We start from the raw sequence: 15,934 nt of genomic DNA, 5'->3' as shown, positions 1-15,934 counted from the left end.
GTGAGTTTGATTGAGCGCTGGCGCGGCGCGCGCGCCAGGTTAGCGACAGGCGCTTCGGATTACTGCGAGACCACGGTGGCCGACTCGATCACGGTCGGCTTTTGCGGCACGTCCTGCATCGGCCCGCGCGTGGTGGTCGGGCTGCCTTCGATCTTCTTCACGACGTCCATGCCCGCGACGACCTTGCCGAACACGGCATAGCCGTTGCCGTCCGGGCTCGGATAGTCGAGACCCGCATTATCGACCGTATTGATGAAGAACTGGGCGGTGGCCGAGTTCGGGTCGCTCGTGCGCGCCATCGCGAGCGTGCCCGTGGCGTTCTTCAGACCGTTCCTGCTTTCGAGCGGGATCGGCGCGCGCGTCGGCTTCTCTGCGAAGCTCGTGCTGAAGCCGCCGCCCTGGATCATGAAGCCCGGAATCACGCGATGGAAGATCGTGCCGCTGTACTGACCGGACTTCACATAGTCCAGAAAGTTCGCGACGGTCTTCGGCGCTTTCTCGGGATACAGCTCGACCTTGATGTCGCCTTGCGTGGTCTTGATGAGCACGGTGGGATGCGCGGCCTGCGCATTCGGCTGGGCGAACGCCGGCGCGCTCGCAATCAGGGCCGCGCTCGAAAGCGCCAACATCAGGAATTTCATGAAGGATCGATCCTCGTGTGGTGAATGCGGACAGTCGGCAGCGATGAGCGCTTACGGCTGCGCCTTCGGCGCGGCGTAAGGCGTGGTCGGCAGCGGGGCGGTCGGGCCGCCGAACGGCGAGAATTCGTCGGGCGAAGGCATGGCCGGCGGGACGACGCCGGACGCGGGCGCCCACTCGTCGGCGGCCGTGCGCGGCGCGATGGCCGCGCCCGCTCCGGATGCGCCGTCGGCCGCACCCGCGCGCTTCTTCGGCGGCGTGTAGATATTCTGGATCGCCGTGATGCGCTGGCTCGTGAGCGGGCTCTTCGAGCCGAGCGACTGCGCGCGCTTGTACGACTCGCTCGCGAGACGAAGATAAAGATCGCCCAGGTTGTCGTAGGCGAGCGCATAGCCGGGGTTCGCCTTGACCGCCGTTTCGAGCGCGGCGCGCGCGTCTTCGTAGCGGCCCTTCTTCGCGTAGAGCGCGGCGAGGTTGTTGTACGGCTCGGGCAGTTCGGGATAGGCCTGCGTGATTTCGGTGAAGGCAGCGATGGCGTCGTCGTCGCGGTTCAGACGCGCGAGCACGGTGGCGCGCTTGAACTTCGCCTGCACGTCGCGCGGGTTGCTCGCGATGCGCGCATCGAGTTGCGTGAGCGCGGCGTTCCAGTCCTTGCTCGCGATGGCCGCGTCGATTTGCGGCGTGTCATCGCGCGTGGCGGTCGAGGTCTGCGCGAGCGCGGCCCCGGACATGCCCGCGCATGCGGCGAACGCGAAGGTGGCGATGGCGAGCGTCCGGGAAGCGAACCGGCAAGAGAGTTGCAGAGACGTGCGCGCTTTGCGATGAGTCACTTGGAATCGAGTCAAAGAATGATGCAGCGAAAGAAGCCACGAAAGCGGCGAAAGAGACCGCGAGCGCGTGGATGCGTGAACGATCGCGACGATCGATGAGCGAGCAGAAATGCCCGATGCGGCACACTGTCCGGCAAGGCTTTCAGCCTGGCCCGGAGCGCGGCTCGTAAAGCCCGCCGCGCGGCCGCTTCGACATTTCATAGGCTCAAGTCCCGGTGTTATACTCCGACCCATTCTAACAAAAGGTCTGCACGTCCCGCGCACGTGTCTTGCGCCTGGTTCTCCAGGCACGCGTATCGCGCCGGCGCCAGACTCTCTTTTGCCACTCGTGGCCGCTTCCGTCCTGGTCGCATGACCGTCGTGTTCGTGCTCGCGTGTGGGTCTCGTTCGCTCCCGCACGCATCGACCACGCCGCCTGCTGCCCGGCACACGGTTGACTCCGGTCCATGCTTCGCCTTCTATGAACTCGCTGCGCATCTACAACACGCTCGCCCGTGACAAGCAACCCTTCACGCCGCTCAAAGCCGGCGAGGTACGCATGTATGTCTGCGGAATGACGGTGTATGACTATTGTCACATCGGCCATGCGCGCGTGATGGTGGTATTCGATATCGTGCAACGATGGCTGCGTACGATCGGCTACAAGGTCACGTTCGTTCAGAACATCACGGACATCGACGACAAGATCATCCGCCGCGCGGTCGAGAACAACGAGCCAATCAAGTCGCTCACGCATCGCTTCATCACGGCGATGCATGAAGACGCCGACGCGCTCGGCGTCGAGCGCCCGGACATCGAGCCGCGCGCGACCGACTTCATCCCGCAGATGCTCGGCATGATCGATGCATTGCAGGCGAACGGCTACGCATATCAGGCGAAGGACGGCGACGTGAACTACGCGGTGCGCAAGTTCGCCGACTACGGCAAGCTCTCGGGCAAGTCGCTCGAAGACCTGCGCGCGGGCGAGCGCGTCGCCGCGAACGACGCGAAGGAAGATCCGCTCGACTTCGTGCTGTGGAAGCAGGCGAAGCCCAACGAACCCGCCGACTCCGGCTGGGACTCGAAGTGGGGCCGCGGGCGTCCGGGCTGGCACATCGAATGTTCGGCGATGGGCTGCACGCTGCTCGGCGAGCAGTTCGACATCCACGGCGGCGGGCAGGACCTGCAGTTCCCGCATCACGAGAACGAGATCGCGCAGAGCGAAGGCGCGACCGGCAAGCGGTTCGTGAACTACTGGATGCACAACGGCTACGTGCAGATCGACAACGAGAAGATGTCGAAGTCGCTCGGCAACTTCTTCACGATCCGCGAAGTCCTTGAAAAATTTGATGCCGAAGTCGTGCGCTTCTTTATTGCGCGGGCACACTATCGTTCGCCGCTGAATTACAGCGACGTGCATATCGACGATGCGAAGAACGCATTGACGCGCCTATATACGGCATTGAAGGATGTCGAGCCGGACAATCAGCAACTTGACTGGAACGAGGCGAACGCGCAGCGTTTCCAGTCTGCGATGAACGACGACTTCAACACGCCCGTGGCCGTGTCGGTGCTGTTCGATCTCGCGAGCGAAGTGAATCGTACGCGCGATCCCGCGCTCGCTCGCCAGCTCAAGGGTCTCGCGGGCGTGCTCGGTCTGCTCGGGCGCGAACCGCGTGCGTTCCTGCAGCAGGCGAGCGGCACGGGTTCGGAGCAAGGACTTTCGCCGCAAGAGATCGAAGCGAAGATCGCCGCGCGCATCGCCGCGAAGCAAGCGAAGAACTATGCCGAAGCAGACCGGATTCGCGCCGAATTGCTCGAAGCCGGTATTGCGCTTGAAGACAAACCGGGTGGGTCGACCGAATGGCGCCGCGTTTGAACGCGGCCCTTCGTACCCTCTGATCGACTCACCAGGCAGGAGGCAAGATGGCAACGGCCAGGAAGACGCCGGTCAAACGACCCGCGTCTGTTAGCGATGCGTCGGGCGCGGCAAAGCGCACGCGCGGCGCGCAAACGAAAGCGAACACGCAGAAGATCGATGGCGCAGGTGCAACGGTCGGCCGCAAGACGGCCAGAAGCGCTGCACTCAAGGCGGCGAAGCCTGGAACGGCGACGCGCCTGAACGGTGCCGCGCGGCCATCGAAGGCGGGCACGGAAGAAGCCGAAGCGTCGCCCGCGAAGGGCAACGGCCGCGCTGTCGCCGGCGATGGCGCGAACGCGCAGGCGCTCGTCGCGGAGCGTGGCGAGGTCGTGCGCAAGTCGCGCGTCGTCACGTCCGATGCGGCGCTGCCCGTGCAGATCGGCGGGCTCACGCGCGAGATCGTTCGTCCCGACTACTGGGATCGTGCATGCGCCGATCTCATGAAGCGCGACCGCATCCTCAAGAAGCTGATCCCGAAGTTCGGCGAGATCCATCTCGTCAATCTCGGCGATCCATTTTCGACGCTCGCGCGCTCGGTGGCTGGTCAGCAGATTTCCGTTAAGGCGGCGCAAGCAATCTGGGAACGCGTGAAAGGCGCGTGTCCCGAGGTTCACCCCGCGCATTTCATCCGGCTCGGCCACGAGAAGCTGCAGGCGTGCGGCTTGTCCAGACGCAAGGCCGAATACATTCTCGATCTCGCGCAGCATTTCGAATCCGGCGCGCTGCATGTCGATGCATGGACCTCGATGGACGACGAAGCCGTCATCGCCGAGCTCACGCAGATTCGCGGCATCGGCCGATGGACCGCCGAGATGTTCCTCATCTTCAATCTGTCGCGGCCGGACGTTTTGCCGCTCGACGATCTCGGGCTGATTCAGGCCATCAGCGTCAACTATTTCAGCGGGGAGCCGGTGACGCGCAGCGAGGCGCGCGAAGTCGCAGCGAACTGGGAGCCTTGGCGCACGGTCGCGACCTGGTACATGTGGCGCAGTCTCAATCCGATTCCGGCGGATCATTAAAATACACACGCGCAGGACGCGCGAATTTCGCGGGCTATCGTTGATTTATAATCGATAGTTCCCGCGCGAATTTTTGAGGGACGGACGCGGTTAGAATACGCGCTGCCCGCTGTTCTAGGACTCGAACATATGAAGACCACGTTTCTGGATTTCGAGCAGCCGATCGCTGAACTCGAAGCGAAGATCGAAGAACTCCGCTTCGTTCAGGACGATTCCGCTGTCGATATTTCGGAAGAAATCGAGCGGCTGTCGAAAAAGAGCCAGCAGCTCACGAAGGATCTCTACGCGAACCTGTCGCCGTGGCAGGTTTCGCAAATCGCGCGTCACCCGCAGCGCCCGTACACGCTCGACTATGTGAGCGAGCTTTTCACCGATTTCCACGAACTGCATGGCGATCGCGCCTATGCGGACGACCTCGCGATCGTCGGCGGCTTCGCGCGCTTCAACGGTCAGCCGTGCATGATCATCGGTCATCAGAAGGGCCGCGACACGAAGGAACGCGCGCTGCGCAACTTCGGCATGCCGCGCCCCGAAGGTTATCGCAAGGCCGAGCGTCTGATGCGCACGGCCGAGAAGTTCAGCCTGCCGATCTTCACGTTCGTCGATACGCCGGGCGCGTATCCGGGCATCGGCGCGGAAGAGCGCGGACAGTCCGAAGCCATCGGACGCAATCTGTATGTGATGGCCGAGCTCAAGACGCCGATCATCACGACGATCATCGGCGAAGGCGGCTCGGGCGGCGCGCTCGCGATCGCCGTGGCCGACACCGTGATGATGCTGCAGTTCTCCACCTACTCGGTGATCTCGCCCGAGGGCTGCGCGTCCATTCTGTGGAAGAGCGCGGCGAAGGCGCCGGAAGCGGCCGAAGCGCTCGGTCTCACCGCGCATCGTTTGAAGGCGCTCGGTCTCATCGACAAGATCGTGAACGAGCCGCTTGGCGGCGCGCATCGCGATGCGAAGGGCATGGCCGCGCTCCTGCGCCGCGCGCTCGCCGATTCGCTGCGTCAGTTCCAGGGCATGAGCGTCAACGACTTGCGCGAACGCCGCTTCGAGAAGCTGATGGCGTACGGCAAGTACAAGGAATCGCTGCCGGGCGCGTAAGCCCGCAAACTTCGGCATTCATCTTTCACGAACTCTCGTGACTTCCGATAACGAAACTCCAGCCGGCCGCCTCGTCTTCGAGGCGGCGCGCGCGACGGTTTCGGACGCGGATCTTTCCTCCGATGCACTTCTCGCGGTCGCATTGAGCGGCGGACTCGACTCCACCGTGCTGCTCGATGCGGCCGTGCGCTGCTTCGGCGCGCGGCGGGTCGTCGCGTTCCACGTTCATCATGGCCTGAGCCTCAACGCGAACGCGTGGGCCGCGCATTGCGAAAGCTTGGCGGCATCGCTCGACGTGCGTTATGCCGCGCGCCATGTCGATGTTGCGCGCGCGGGCGGCGAGAGCCTCGAAGCGGCGGCGCGCGATGCGCGTTACCGTGCGCTCGACGACCTCTGCGACGAGCACGGCGCGAACGCACTGCTGATCGCGCATCACGCCGACGATCAGGCCGAAACCGTGCTGCTGCAACTGCTGCGCGGCGCGGGCGTCGCGGGCCTCGCGGCGATGGCGCCGCAGCGCGCGGACGGCGCGGTGCCGCGTCTGCGTCCGCTGCTGCGATTGCTGCGCGCACAGCTCGAGCAATACGCGCACGAACATGATCTGAGCTGGATCGACGACGAATCCAACGCCGACACGCGCTATTCGCGCAACGCGCTGCGGCATGACGTGCTGCCCGTGCTCGCGGTGCATTTCCCCGGTTTCCGCGACGCGCTCGCGCGCACGGCATCGCATGCGGCGTCGGCGCAGCGGCTTCTGGATCAGCTCGCGCGCATCGATCTGGCGCACGTGCAGAACGCGGGCGAAGAGGGCGCGCTGATGCTCGACGCGTTCCTCGCGCTCGACGACGACCGCGCGATCAACCTCATGCGTTTCTGGATGCGCTCGCGCGGCTTGCTGGCGGCATCGACGGCGCGTATCGCCGACATGCTGCGTCAGTTGCGCGATGCGGCCGCCGCGCGCGATGGCCATGCGCTGCGCGTCGATCATGCGGGTCACAGCCTGCGCGTTTATCGCAACGTGCTGTTGTGGGAGGCGGGCGACAGCGGCGATGCGCCCGATCTCGACGAAGGCGCGCCAGCGTTCAAAACCGCGCAGGAACTGCAATGGCAGGGCGAAGAGGTATGGCGTCTGCCGCAGTGGCGCGGCTCGTTCGTGTTCGAACCCGTCGATGAACCCGCTGATGACGTCGTCGGCGAGGGCGTGTTGCGTGCCGCGCCGCTCGTCGCGCGCTCGCGTGCAGGCGGCGAACGCATGCGCGTCGCGTCCGAAGCGCCGAGCCGCACGCTCAAGAACCTGTTTCAGGAGCGCGGCGTGCCCGCCTGGAAGCGCGATGTGCCGCTGCTTTTCGTCGGCGAGGCGCTGCTGTTCGTGCCGCATGTGGGCGTCAATCGCGACGCGGCGCCGAGCGCGGCGCTCGGTTCGCTGCGCCGCATTTCGTGGCGGCCGGATTTGCTGCTGGCGTAGGGTGCTTTTGAGCAGCCGTTGCGCCGAAGCCGGTAAAATCGTCGTCACCGGCGCTCCATCTTGTAATTTCAGCCTCGATCGGGTACGGTAACTCGTTTCGCCCAGGCGCGTTTTTGCGCGGCATCTCCGTTCAAAAGACTCGATTTCGCCCGCATCGACGCATCCGTGCGCCGCGTACAACATTCGTGCGAGCGCGCGACGGGCGTGCGGCAGCGCCCGCTGTTCGTAGGCTTCGACATCCCCTGAAGCAAATCGAGCGCGAGTCTCAAACGCTCTCGCGCCCACGCGCGTGAAGCGCGGTTTTCCCTCCAGTTCAAAACGACAATGGCACTCATCGTACACAAATACGGCGGCACTTCGATGGGCTCGGTCGAGCGCATCAAGAACGTTGCCAAGCGCGTCGCCAAATGGCACAAGGCAGGCCACAAGATGGTCGTCGTGCCCTCGGCGATGTCCGGCGAAACCAATCGCCTGCTCGGCCTCGCACGCGACATCAAGGCCGACCCGGACCCGCGCGAACTCGACATGATTGCCTCCACCGGCGAGCAGGTGAGCGTGGGGCTACTCGCCATCGCGCTGCACGCCGAAGGCCTCGACGCCGTGAGCTATGCCGGCTGGCAAGTGCCGATCAAGACGGACAGCGCGTTCACGAAGGCGCGCATCAGCGAGATCGACGGCGAGCGCGTGCTGAAGGATCTCGACGCGGGCAAGGTCGTGGTCATCACGGGCTTCCAGGGCGTCGATCCCGAAGGTCATATCGCGACGCTCGGCCGCGGCGGCTCGGACACGTCGGCGGTCGCCATCGCGGCGGCCATGAAGGCGGACGAGTGCCTGATCTACACCGACGTCGACGGCGTCTACACGACCGATCCGCGCGTCGTCGAAGAAGCGCGCCGGCTCGACCGCGTGACCTTCGAGGAAATGCTGGAAATGGCGAGCCTGGGCTCGAAGGTGCTGCAGATCCGCTCGGTGGAATTCGCCGGCAAGTATCAGGTGAAGACGCGCGTGCTCTCCAGCCTGACCGATCCGCTGATGCCGCTCGAAGCCGAAATGCACTCCGGCACCCTGATTACTTTTGAAGAAGACGAGAACATGGAAAAAGCAGTGATTTCTGGCATCGCGTTCCAGCGCGACGAAGCGCGCATCGCGGTCATGGGCGTGCCCGACAAGCCGGGCGTCGCATATCAGATTCTCGGGCCGGTCGCCGATGCGAACATCGACATCGACATGATCATTCAGAACCAGAGCGTGAACGGCAAGACCGACTTCACGTTCACGGTCGGCCGCGGCGATTATCACCGCGCGCTCGAAATCCTGAACAACCAGGTGAAGGGCCACGTCCAGGCGGAAACCGTGCTGGGCGATCCGAAGGTGTCGAAGGTGTCGGTGGTGGGCGTCGGCATGCGCTCGCACGTGGGCATCGCGAGCACGATGTTCCGCACGCTGTCGGAGGAGGGCATCAACATCCAGATGATCTCCACGTCGGAAATCAAGATTTCGGTGCTGATCGACGAGAAGTACACCGAACTCGCCGTGCGCGCGCTGCACAAGGCGTTCGAGCTCGACCGCGCGTAGTTAGCGCGGGTTTGAATCCTCCGCGCCGTTGCGGTTTGCGGAGCAGGGCCTTTCGGTATTGATCGTTTTGAAAAAAATAATCACGCCAGTTTGACCCGCGCCTGCGAACACGTTATTATCTCGATCTCGTTGCACTGCACTCCCGGTGCGACGAAAAGTTTGGGAGACGTGGCCGAGAGGTCGAAGGCACTCCCCTGCTAAGGGAGCATCTGGCTAAAAACTGGATCGAGGGTTCGAATCCCTCCGTCTCCGCCAGTAGTAGTAAGAAAGCCCCGTAAGTTCAACGACTTACGGGGCTTTTGATTTTTCGACCCACAAAATGACCCACGTCACCTCGCGCTCGTTAATGAGGAATAGAACGTTAAGGTTTGCGAATAAAATTTAACGCTATCTTGAAATGATTGGTGCGGGTACTTGTCCTATTCTGTGGCTTCCGGCGCGTGGTTACGCCGGGCTGGTTTAGCAGCCAGTGAGAATTTGACCCGCGACGCCTGCGCAATGCAGGCGAAGCGTTAGACTCCGTATACCCTCCGACCAGGGGTGCGCGGTGCTGTTGCTCGCCTATGGGCGGGACTTGGCAGGGGAGCCGAAAGGCTCGCCGGTATGGTCATTCTCCCGGTCTGCTAACCCTGCCATTGTTCCCGCCCGCCCCTTCGTTCGAAGGGCGCGGTTCCGGGCTTCACACAGGAGCGAGACATGGGTCATCGGGAAGTTCTCACAGCCACGGGCGCGGTGAAAATCGACCATCGGCTGAGCCAAATAGCGGTCACCGTGAGACGCGCGCAAGAAACACTTGCACGTCACAAGCGTTCGCTCTGCGACGAACAGGCGGCGCGACTCGATGCCCTTGAACTCAGCTTGTCCGGCACGCTGGCGAGCGCGAAGTTATCCATACAGCTTTTTCAGTCCGTGCGCCCTTTCCTGCGTCCGATGGATGCAGCCGAACATCGGCTAATCGAAGAACTTGTCGATAGCGGCTTCCTTCCAAACGTTCCGAAGCGCCCATGACGGCGGCGCGCTCGCTCGTGTCGATCACGCCGACACTGCGAAGCTCGTCGGCTCGCCTAAGTCGATCAATAGCGCATGGATACGCTCGTAAAGCGTCGCCTGCAAGCGCTCAGCGTCGTCGTAGTCAAGGTCGGCGGCAAGAAGAGGCGCGACTCGCGACGGCCACGCCAGCAACGCATCGCGCACGTTGCGAAAGGCGCTAAAGAGGACTTGCTCTGCCTCATCCAGCTCGATTAACGCACCGCTGCGAAGTTCATATTCCAGCCGCGCCAGTCGTGCGGCATAGACCGTTTTCAGTCGTACCGCGTCGGCATAACTCAGCGACGGCTCATCGTCAAGCGCACCGTCCAGTTCGTCTAACGCTGCCTTCATCGCCTCGGACTCTTCGACCGTCAGCGCGGCGGCGCGCTCAAAGTTTGCCGGTCGCCACGGCGAGCCGACCAATGCGGCATCAAGTTTGCCGTTAGGAAGGCGGGACAATCGCCCTTCGCGGATCGCGCGCCGGACCGTGCTTTCGTCGCAGCGCTCCCGTCGACCAAACTCACGAATCGAAATTCCCATGATCGGCTCCTATCCGAACGTTGCGGTGCGGACTCGTTTTGAGATTCAGCGCTACAGGAACATGGAGGGTTCACTTTTCCGCGTCGCCGTCGCGCGCAGGAAGGACCCGCGCCGTCGTTCAGGCGGGTTCAACGCAAACGGAACTTCGCCGTCATGCTCCACGCTTGGTTTCCTCTTGAACGAGCAAAAGCGAATCACGCAGAGACAGCACAACACGATCAAGGGCGAGTCGCTGATGCTCGGTCAGTTCGACGGACACTGTTCCAAGTTCTAAGGTCGAGAACTGAAGTTCAAGCGCAAGTAGGGCATCGAGCAAGCGCGCGGATGGTTTCGCTACCCGACCATGCCCGCCTACTGTCGCCTTCTTGATCGCAGAGATACGCGCCATGTCATGCGTGCGCAGCACTTCCTCCCACTTGTCGTCTGGTACTCGCGCCAGCTTCATCCATTCATGCGCCTGCTTTCTTGATATGCCAGCAGCACGACACTCTTTTGCGATGGACCAACGCTCAGGCTGTTCCTTGTGGGAACGCTTATTCATGCTTTCCTCTTCGCTAACACGCTCATACGGAATCCCAGACTTCGCCATCAGCGACCGGGGAAGACGCACAATCGACTTCGCCGCCCGAAGATTTCACTCCGTGGGTCTGAAATCTTCGGGCGAACTGCTCAAAGGGGCAGAAGGCAAACCCGCGCCGTTGTCGAAGATTTCAGACATCCCCGAAGATTTCACGTCACCGTGTTCGGAAATCTTCGTGAAATGTTCGTCGTCTGAATTCTTCGGGAGAGCCCAGAGCCAGCCTTCCTTCATTCCGAGCTTGCGCTTTTCAACCTTCAGGTCCGATGCGGCGCGAAACATCGTCGACCAGCTATAGCCCGCGCCTTCGGCGTCTCGTTTTAATTCGCGCGCATTGACCGGGCCGTCGGCCAGAAGACCGGCGAGGAAGTCGCGCGCTTCGTCGCGCAGCGAGCCGCGTTCGTCGTCGTTTTCCTCGACAGCGCCCAGAATGTCGCGCGCGCTGCCCTCGATGCGTTCGCCCCAGACGATGCGGTTCGAGAAAATACCGGAGCGAGCCTCGCCTTGTTCGAGCGTGTAACTGAACCCGCCGTCGTCTCGCGCGATGTTCGACTTTGCGCGCGCGAGGATGCGCCGTTCCTCGCCTTCGTCCTTAGCCGTGACCAGCACCATGCGCGCGAGCGCGCCGAATGCCTGCGAGCCGATCACGCGTTCGACGGGCGTTTTTCCTTGCGTGCCTTTGCCGAAGTGCGAGATGCCGATCACAGCACAGCCATGCGCCGATGCCAGATCGATCAGCGGTTGAAGGTCGCGGCGCACATCGTTGGCGCGGTGGGCGTCGCCGCTCACGGCACTCAGGACCGGATCGACGATCAGGAGCCGCGCGCCGCCAATGTTCGCGATGCGCTCGTTCAGAAGCACAATGTCGCGCGCTGGATCGAACGACAGCAGTTCACCGTCGACGTTCGTTACGCTCTGCACGAAATGCACTCTATGAAGGTCAGCTTGCGCGAGCATCAGGCGCGGAACGATGGTGTCGGCGGCATCGTCTTCGCCCGACCAGATCAACACATTCCCGCCATTTGCGCAGGCGCTGTCGTCTGGCCACCGACCTCCGCGCGAGATTACCGCCGCCAAGGTAAGCGCGAGTGTCGTCTTGCCCGTGCCCGCCGCGCCCGCGAGGATTGTCAGTTTTCCCGCCGGCAGCCAATCCCGCCAGAGCCAGTTAATCGACATCGGCTTCACGTTTGCCGCGCACTGCAAGAGCACGCGCTGCGCTGTTTCGTTTTGCACGGGCGCGATCGGTCGATCGCACCTCATCGGGTCGGCTCGCGCGGCGCGCTGCGCTGCCGCGTCGATTTGTTGGCATCGGGCGTCGTCCTGCTCGATTAGCGCAGCGCAGTCTGCGAGGCTTAGGCCGGTCTGCATTGCTTCCCCCTGTTTTGCAACTCGCCGTCCTTGGCGCGTTGTTCGAGCGCATACCAGAGACAAGCGCGCGCGTGTTCCTCAATCCAGTCACGATGCTCGCGCCATTCGTCGGGCGTCATGCATTGCCCGCAACGATGCAGTTCCTTCTCGATGCACCGTTCGATCCACGCGCGCAACGATTGAGCGCGCGTTACCATGCGCGCGTCGGCGTCGCGATACCGATCGTCGATATCAGCGGCGAACATTGCGCTTTCCGCGTTGTGCCGCCTCGCGGCTCGCGTTGATCTGTTGCTCGATCCATGCGACGACCTCGGCCTCGACCCAGCGTACTGCGTCGGACCCGATGCGAACGGGGCGCGGGAATTCGCCGCGTGCGACGCGCGCATAAATCGCCGACCGTTCGAGACCGACGAGCTCGGTCACGCGGCGGCGCGGTATCAGAACAGGAATGACGGGATCGGCCATGTTTTCACCTCGACGGACTGAGGCGCGCGCCGGAATAGCGCGGCATGGCTCATTGAAGAGCGGTAAAGCGCGGTTGAATAGGTGGGTGGGTTCAGAAAACCCACCCCCGAAAAGCGACAAAGGGGTGGGTGGGTTTTGCGCTAACCTGAGGTGGGATTCCCCGTTACCTTCGCGCAAGTCAATACTGGCGCGGCTGCGGGGGTACTCAGGTTATGACTTGGGCGCGCCGCCTTCCGTGGACCAGTTGCAGATTTTCGCGATTTCGTTCACTGCTGTCTCATTGATCTTGCCGTCGTCCTTCGTCAATCCGAATTCGGCAGCGTGCTCGCGTAACCATTTTCCCAGACACTCCTTGGGGCTTTTGCCGTGGATGATCGGAGCCAGTTGCCATGCTCTGACGGCGGCGGCGAGCTTTGGCGCGTAGTGTGGAATGTTCGGGTTCAGGTAGTCAGGTTCGTTGGTGCCTTGAGGAAAGAAGAACCCAGTCGTTACCCCTCGCGATGCGAGCCACGCTCTTAGATTGTCGAGAGAAACGGTTGTTCGGCCTGTATCGAAATCACCGACAGGTATCCACCGCATATCACTCGCGGAACCATCCGGCTCACGTATGTAACGCCGCTCTCCGAGGTAGACGACGCTCGCGGCCAGTGTTTCAGCTTGGACGGCTCGTACCAGAGTATCCAGAGCAGTGCGGAAGAGATGAGGGGCATTGTCCTTGTTGGCGGCAACGTCGGGGTCTTGTTCCCCGGAATACCAGATGCAGTAACCTTCATCCCCGAACTGGTCTTGCGGTCGAACCCGGCTCGGTTCAATCCCGATAATCAGTGCCGCCGCTGTCGTCAAAGTGAAGGTGTCCGCGATCCTGCAAAGATCGAATTCGTCCATCATTCCTCCGGCCCCGCAGGGCGCTAATAGGGGCTACTGCATACCGCTATTCCTGCGTCCGAACGGAACTTCGACCACCTTCTTTTCGGTCGGCACGCGCTGCGCATACGCAGCCCACTGATCCATTAGCTTCGCACGCTTGACGAACAAATCGCCGCGCGCGTATGCGGCTTCGACTTTGCTTTTTAATCCATGAGCCAGCGCAGCCTCGATGACCTCGCGCGGGAAGTTCGTGGTCTCGCCGCTCCAATCTCGAAAAACGCTTCTAAAACCATGAGCGGTCAAATCGTCACGGCCCATGCGCTTAAGCAGCGCCAAGAGCGCCATGTTAGACAAAGGCTTGTCCTTCTTGCCGGGCGAGCAGAACAGATAGTCCCCGCCCGCCGCGAGCGCATCTTTGACGATCGCGAGCGCAGCAGGTGAAAGCGGAACCCGATGTTCCTTTCCCATCTTCATGCGCGCGGCGGGAATGGTCCAGACTTTCGCCTTCAGGTCGAACTCTTCCCGACGCGCACCGATGATTTCGCCGGTACGCGCCGCTGTCAGGATCAGCAGTTCGAGCGCGCGCGCCGCCGCGCCTTCCTGCTTCTGAACCTCTTGGAAGAACGCTCCAAGTTCGGCATAGGGCAGGGCGGCGTGGTGCTCGACTTTCTGCACATTCGAGCGCTTAGGTAAAAGTTTGTCGAGATGTCCACGCCAGCGCGCCGGATTTTCGCCGGTACGGTAGCCGCGCACTTTCGCCCAATCGATCACGCTCTCGATGCGCCCGCGCACGCGCGAAGCTGTTTCAGTCTTGACGTACCAAATCGGTTCGAGCACCTTCATCACGAGACCGGTATCCACGTCTGCGACCGGCAGCTTTCCGAATACTGGCCCGGCGTAGGTCGCCAGCGTGTTCTTCCACTGCTCGCCGTGCTTTTCGTTTTTCCAGCCGCCGCGATGCGCTTCTATATAGGCGGTCGCGCATTCGTCGAAGGACATCGCCTTCGCCTTGGCAGTGTCGTCGGCGGCGCGCTCCTTCTGCTTGGCGTCGAGCGGGTCAATCCCGTCGAGCAGGAGCCGCCGACATTCGAGCGAGCGCGTGCGGGCGTCGGCGAGTCCGACCGTGTGCAGCGGCCCGAGACCCATATATCGGGCGCGGCCCTGCCGCATGTAGCGGAACAGCCACGACTTGACACCGTTCTTCGTAATCTGCAAGTACAGCCCGTTCCCGTCGCAGTAGTCGCCCGGCGCGGCGGTCTTGTTGACGAACGCCTGAGAGAGGCGATTGATTGCTTTTGCCATGATTGAACCCACATATCGACCCACAAAATGATAGCGGATTCGCGCGGAAAAGTGCGGTTTGATGCGGTCTGAATTTCTCCCTATTTAATTGATCTATAAGGAGTTTTTGGATCGATGCGGAAACTCGCGGAGCGAAAATAGGCGGACTCCGTCTCCGCCAGTTGTCGTAGAAGGGCCCCGCAAGCGTAAAAACTTGCGGGGCTTTTTCTTTTTGCGCGGCAATCGGCTTTCGTGCCGATGAATTGGTTCGTTATCCTGCGCGAAGTTCACACGACAAGAAGCCGCCTCGCTTTAGGACATTTCCGCTTTCTATGCTGACCTTAGCTAACTAACCTCGCGGGTTGCTTGCCGCCGGGCAAGCAAGAGTGCAACGCGACGCGTGCGTTCGTTGTCCCGATTACGGTATTGCCCGAATGCGCCGACGCCATCAGGCAATACCTTTTTCAAGGTTGGCAGTTCAGTCATGGCAGTTATCAGAAAGCTCATTGCTCCAGCGCTCTTGTCGCTGCTTTGCGCGGCACAGGCGCATTCGGAAGCGCTCGATCCGACTCTTCTCAAGCTGATGGGCGTACAAGGCCCGCATAGCCAGTTCGCCGGTCCTTATGTCGGCGCGAAGTTCGGTGTCGACAGGTCGGACGTCACGGGCCCGAACCCGACGTCCTCGCAGACGACGTACTTCCCCGGCCTCGTGGCGGGCGTGAATTACGACGTCGGCCGTTTCGTGATCGGCTTCGAAGGATTCATGGATTTTCACGACGGCTCGACGACCGGGAAAGACGGCGGCATCGACCTGAAGTTCGGTATGCCAGTCAACGGAAATATTCTGCCGTACGGACGCATCGGCTTTACGGGCACGTGGCCCGATACGCGTCTGCATTACGGCGCCGGCGTCGAATACAAGCTCGAGAAAAACTGGAGCGTGGCGGCCGAATATACCGGCGACAAGTCGAGCTACCAGGGCGGTCTTCGCCGCAACGATAGCCTGACCGTGGGCGTGCACTACTACTTCTTCTGATTGTTCCCTGCCAACGCGCGTGCGTCGCCGCGCGCGCGTTGCGCTCAACTACGCGTTACTTCCCCGACGCGATCCGATCCTGAATGTGCTTTGCCCGCGCCGGCGACGACGGATGCGAATCGAGCATGCTCGACTTGCCGCCATCGATCGATGCGAGCTTCTGGAACGCGGTCACGAGTCCCGCCGGGTTGTATCCCTTCTTCTTTTGCGTGTCGAACGAGTAGTCGTCGGCAGCGCTTTCC

The 15,934-nt window shown here is 62.2% G+C and carries 17 protein-coding genes and 1 tRNA gene; 8 read left to right on the top strand and 10 right to left on the bottom strand.

Annotation, left to right across the window (positions count from 1 at the left end; all coding sequences use genetic code 11):
- Positions 1 to 59: 59 nt before the first annotated feature.
- Entirely contained in the window at positions 60 to 641 is a 582-nt protein-coding gene (locus QCE73_RS08835; protein ID WP_035503040.1) for a peptidylprolyl isomerase, read from the bottom strand.
- Positions 642 to 692: 51 nt separating this feature from the next.
- Complete coding sequence (locus tag QCE73_RS08830; protein WP_309881954.1) at positions 693 to 1,370, bottom strand: tetratricopeptide repeat protein; 678 nt, start codon at positions 1,368 to 1,370, stop codon at positions 693 to 695.
- A 559-nt stretch (positions 1,371 to 1,929) separates the two neighbouring features.
- On the opposite strand from QCE73_RS08830, the gene cysS reads away from it, so the two are divergent.
- The 7 genes from cysS (at position 1,930) to QCE73_RS08795 (ending at position 9,537) form a co-directional block, all read left to right on the top strand.
- Positions 1,930 to 3,327 carry a cysteine--tRNA ligase gene (cysS, locus tag QCE73_RS08825; protein WP_035503038.1) on the top strand — a complete coding sequence of 466 codons (1,398 nt, stop codon included), beginning with the start codon at positions 1,930 to 1,932 and terminating at the stop codon, positions 3,325 to 3,327.
- Positions 3,328 to 3,374: 47 nt separating this feature from the next.
- Positions 3,375 to 4,388: a DNA repair protein gene (locus tag QCE73_RS08820; protein WP_309880765.1), complete on the top strand. Its 1,014-nt coding sequence runs from the start codon at positions 3,375 to 3,377 to the stop codon at positions 4,386 to 4,388.
- A gap of 129 nt (positions 4,389 to 4,517) precedes the next feature.
- Positions 4,518 to 5,489 carry an acetyl-CoA carboxylase carboxyltransferase subunit alpha gene (locus tag QCE73_RS08815; protein ID WP_035503035.1) on the top strand — a complete coding sequence of 324 codons (972 nt, stop codon included), beginning with the start codon at positions 4,518 to 4,520 and terminating at the stop codon, positions 5,487 to 5,489.
- A 37-nt stretch (positions 5,490 to 5,526) separates the two neighbouring features.
- Complete coding sequence (gene tilS, locus QCE73_RS08810) at positions 5,527 to 6,954, top strand: tRNA lysidine(34) synthetase TilS (protein WP_309880762.1); 1,428 nt, start codon at positions 5,527 to 5,529, stop codon at positions 6,952 to 6,954.
- A 324-nt stretch (positions 6,955 to 7,278) separates the two neighbouring features.
- Complete coding sequence (locus QCE73_RS08805) at positions 7,279 to 8,529, top strand: aspartate kinase (protein WP_035503032.1); 1,251 nt, start codon at positions 7,279 to 7,281, stop codon at positions 8,527 to 8,529.
- Between the two features lie 162 nt (positions 8,530 to 8,691).
- Positions 8,692 to 8,784, top strand: a tRNA-Ser gene (locus QCE73_RS08800).
- A 441-nt stretch (positions 8,785 to 9,225) separates the two neighbouring features.
- Entirely contained in the window at positions 9,226 to 9,537 is a 312-nt protein-coding gene (locus QCE73_RS08795; RefSeq protein WP_309880760.1) for a hypothetical protein, read from the top strand.
- 24 nt (positions 9,538 to 9,561) lie between these two features.
- Here QCE73_RS08795 and QCE73_RS08790 read toward each other — a convergent pair whose 3' ends face one another.
- From QCE73_RS08790 to QCE73_RS08760, 7 genes are all read right to left on the bottom strand, one after another.
- Entirely contained in the window at positions 9,562 to 10,098 is a 537-nt protein-coding gene (locus QCE73_RS08790) for a hypothetical protein (protein ID WP_309880758.1), read from the bottom strand.
- 151 nt (positions 10,099 to 10,249) lie between these two features.
- Positions 10,250 to 10,639 (bottom strand): hypothetical protein, encoded by a 390-nt coding sequence (locus QCE73_RS08785; protein WP_309880756.1) that lies wholly within the window; start codon positions 10,637 to 10,639, stop codon positions 10,250 to 10,252.
- A 93-nt stretch (positions 10,640 to 10,732) separates the two neighbouring features.
- Positions 10,733 to 11,908: an AAA family ATPase gene (locus QCE73_RS08780; RefSeq protein WP_309880754.1), complete on the bottom strand. Its 1,176-nt coding sequence runs from the start codon at positions 11,906 to 11,908 to the stop codon at positions 10,733 to 10,735.
- A gap of 119 nt (positions 11,909 to 12,027) precedes the next feature.
- Positions 12,028 to 12,288 carry a hypothetical protein gene (locus QCE73_RS08775; RefSeq protein ID WP_309880753.1) on the bottom strand — a complete coding sequence of 87 codons (261 nt, stop codon included), beginning with the start codon at positions 12,286 to 12,288 and terminating at the stop codon, positions 12,028 to 12,030.
- On the bottom strand, positions 12,275 to 12,508 hold the full coding sequence (locus QCE73_RS08770) for an AlpA family phage regulatory protein (RefSeq protein ID WP_309880752.1): 234 nt from the start codon (positions 12,506 to 12,508) through the stop codon (positions 12,275 to 12,277). The genes QCE73_RS08775 and QCE73_RS08770 overlap by 14 nt, the downstream gene beginning before the upstream one ends.
- Before the next feature lie 210 nt (positions 12,509 to 12,718).
- Positions 12,719 to 13,396: a hypothetical protein gene (locus tag QCE73_RS08765; RefSeq protein ID WP_309880751.1), complete on the bottom strand. Its 678-nt coding sequence runs from the start codon at positions 13,394 to 13,396 to the stop codon at positions 12,719 to 12,721.
- Positions 13,397 to 13,426: 30 nt separating this feature from the next.
- Positions 13,427 to 14,677, bottom strand: coding sequence for a phage integrase central domain-containing protein (locus QCE73_RS08760; RefSeq protein ID WP_309881951.1), 1,251 nt, complete (start codon positions 14,675 to 14,677; stop codon positions 13,427 to 13,429).
- Between the two features lie 463 nt (positions 14,678 to 15,140).
- Here QCE73_RS08760 and QCE73_RS08755 point away from each other — a divergent pair, with 463 nt between their 5' ends.
- On the top strand, positions 15,141 to 15,692 hold the full coding sequence (locus QCE73_RS08755; protein WP_309880749.1) for a porin family protein: 552 nt from the start codon (positions 15,141 to 15,143) through the stop codon (positions 15,690 to 15,692).
- A gap of 55 nt (positions 15,693 to 15,747) precedes the next feature.
- Here the strand turns inward: QCE73_RS08755 and QCE73_RS08750 are convergent.
- Positions 15,748 to 15,934 (bottom strand): M48 family metalloprotease (locus tag QCE73_RS08750; protein WP_309880748.1); only part of this gene is annotated, 187 nt, incomplete at its 5' end.

The sequence above is a fragment of the Caballeronia sp. LZ029 genome, assembly GCF_031451275.1.
Taxonomy (GTDB): domain Bacteria; phylum Pseudomonadota; class Gammaproteobacteria; order Burkholderiales; family Burkholderiaceae; genus Caballeronia; species Caballeronia jiangsuensis.
Note: the sequence above shows the minus strand (reverse complement) of the source record. Positions and strands in the feature narration are given on the sequence as shown.

Bases quoted from the DNA above. Each gene is read 5' to 3' on its own strand.
- QCE73_RS08785 (WP_309880756.1), bottom strand. From the start codon at position 10,639: ATGAATAAGCGTTCCCACAAGGAACAGCCTGAGCGTTGGTCCATCGCA.
- cysS (WP_035503038.1), top strand. From the start codon at position 1,930: ATGAACTCGCTGCGCATCTACAACACGCTCGCCCGTGACAAGCAACCC.
- QCE73_RS08820 (WP_309880765.1), top strand. From the start codon at position 3,375: ATGGCAACGGCCAGGAAGACGCCGGTCAAACGACCCGCGTCTGTTAGC.
- QCE73_RS08805 (WP_035503032.1), top strand. From the start codon at position 7,279: ATGGCACTCATCGTACACAAATACGGCGGCACTTCGATGGGCTCGGTC.
- QCE73_RS08770 (WP_309880752.1), bottom strand. From the start codon at position 12,508: ATGGCCGATCCCGTCATTCCTGTTCTGATACCGCGCCGCCGCGTGACC.
- QCE73_RS08755 (WP_309880749.1), top strand. From the start codon at position 15,141: ATGGCAGTTATCAGAAAGCTCATTGCTCCAGCGCTCTTGTCGCTGCTT.
- QCE73_RS08760 (WP_309881951.1), bottom strand. From the start codon at position 14,677: ATGGCAAAAGCAATCAATCGCCTCTCTCAGGCGTTCGTCAACAAGACC.
- QCE73_RS08795 (WP_309880760.1), top strand. From the start codon at position 9,226: ATGGGTCATCGGGAAGTTCTCACAGCCACGGGCGCGGTGAAAATCGAC.
- QCE73_RS08815 (WP_035503035.1), top strand. From the start codon at position 4,518: ATGAAGACCACGTTTCTGGATTTCGAGCAGCCGATCGCTGAACTCGAA.
- QCE73_RS08835 (WP_035503040.1), bottom strand. From the start codon at position 641: ATGAAATTCCTGATGTTGGCGCTTTCGAGCGCGGCCCTGATTGCGAGC.
- QCE73_RS08790 (WP_309880758.1), bottom strand. From the start codon at position 10,098: ATGGGAATTTCGATTCGTGAGTTTGGTCGACGGGAGCGCTGCGACGAA.
- QCE73_RS08830 (WP_309881954.1), bottom strand. From the start codon at position 1,370: ATGTCCGGGGCCGCGCTCGCGCAGACCTCGACCGCCACGCGCGATGAC.
- QCE73_RS08775 (WP_309880753.1), bottom strand. From the start codon at position 12,288: ATGTTCGCCGCTGATATCGACGATCGGTATCGCGACGCCGACGCGCGC.
- QCE73_RS08765 (WP_309880751.1), bottom strand. From the start codon at position 13,396: ATGATGGACGAATTCGATCTTTGCAGGATCGCGGACACCTTCACTTTG.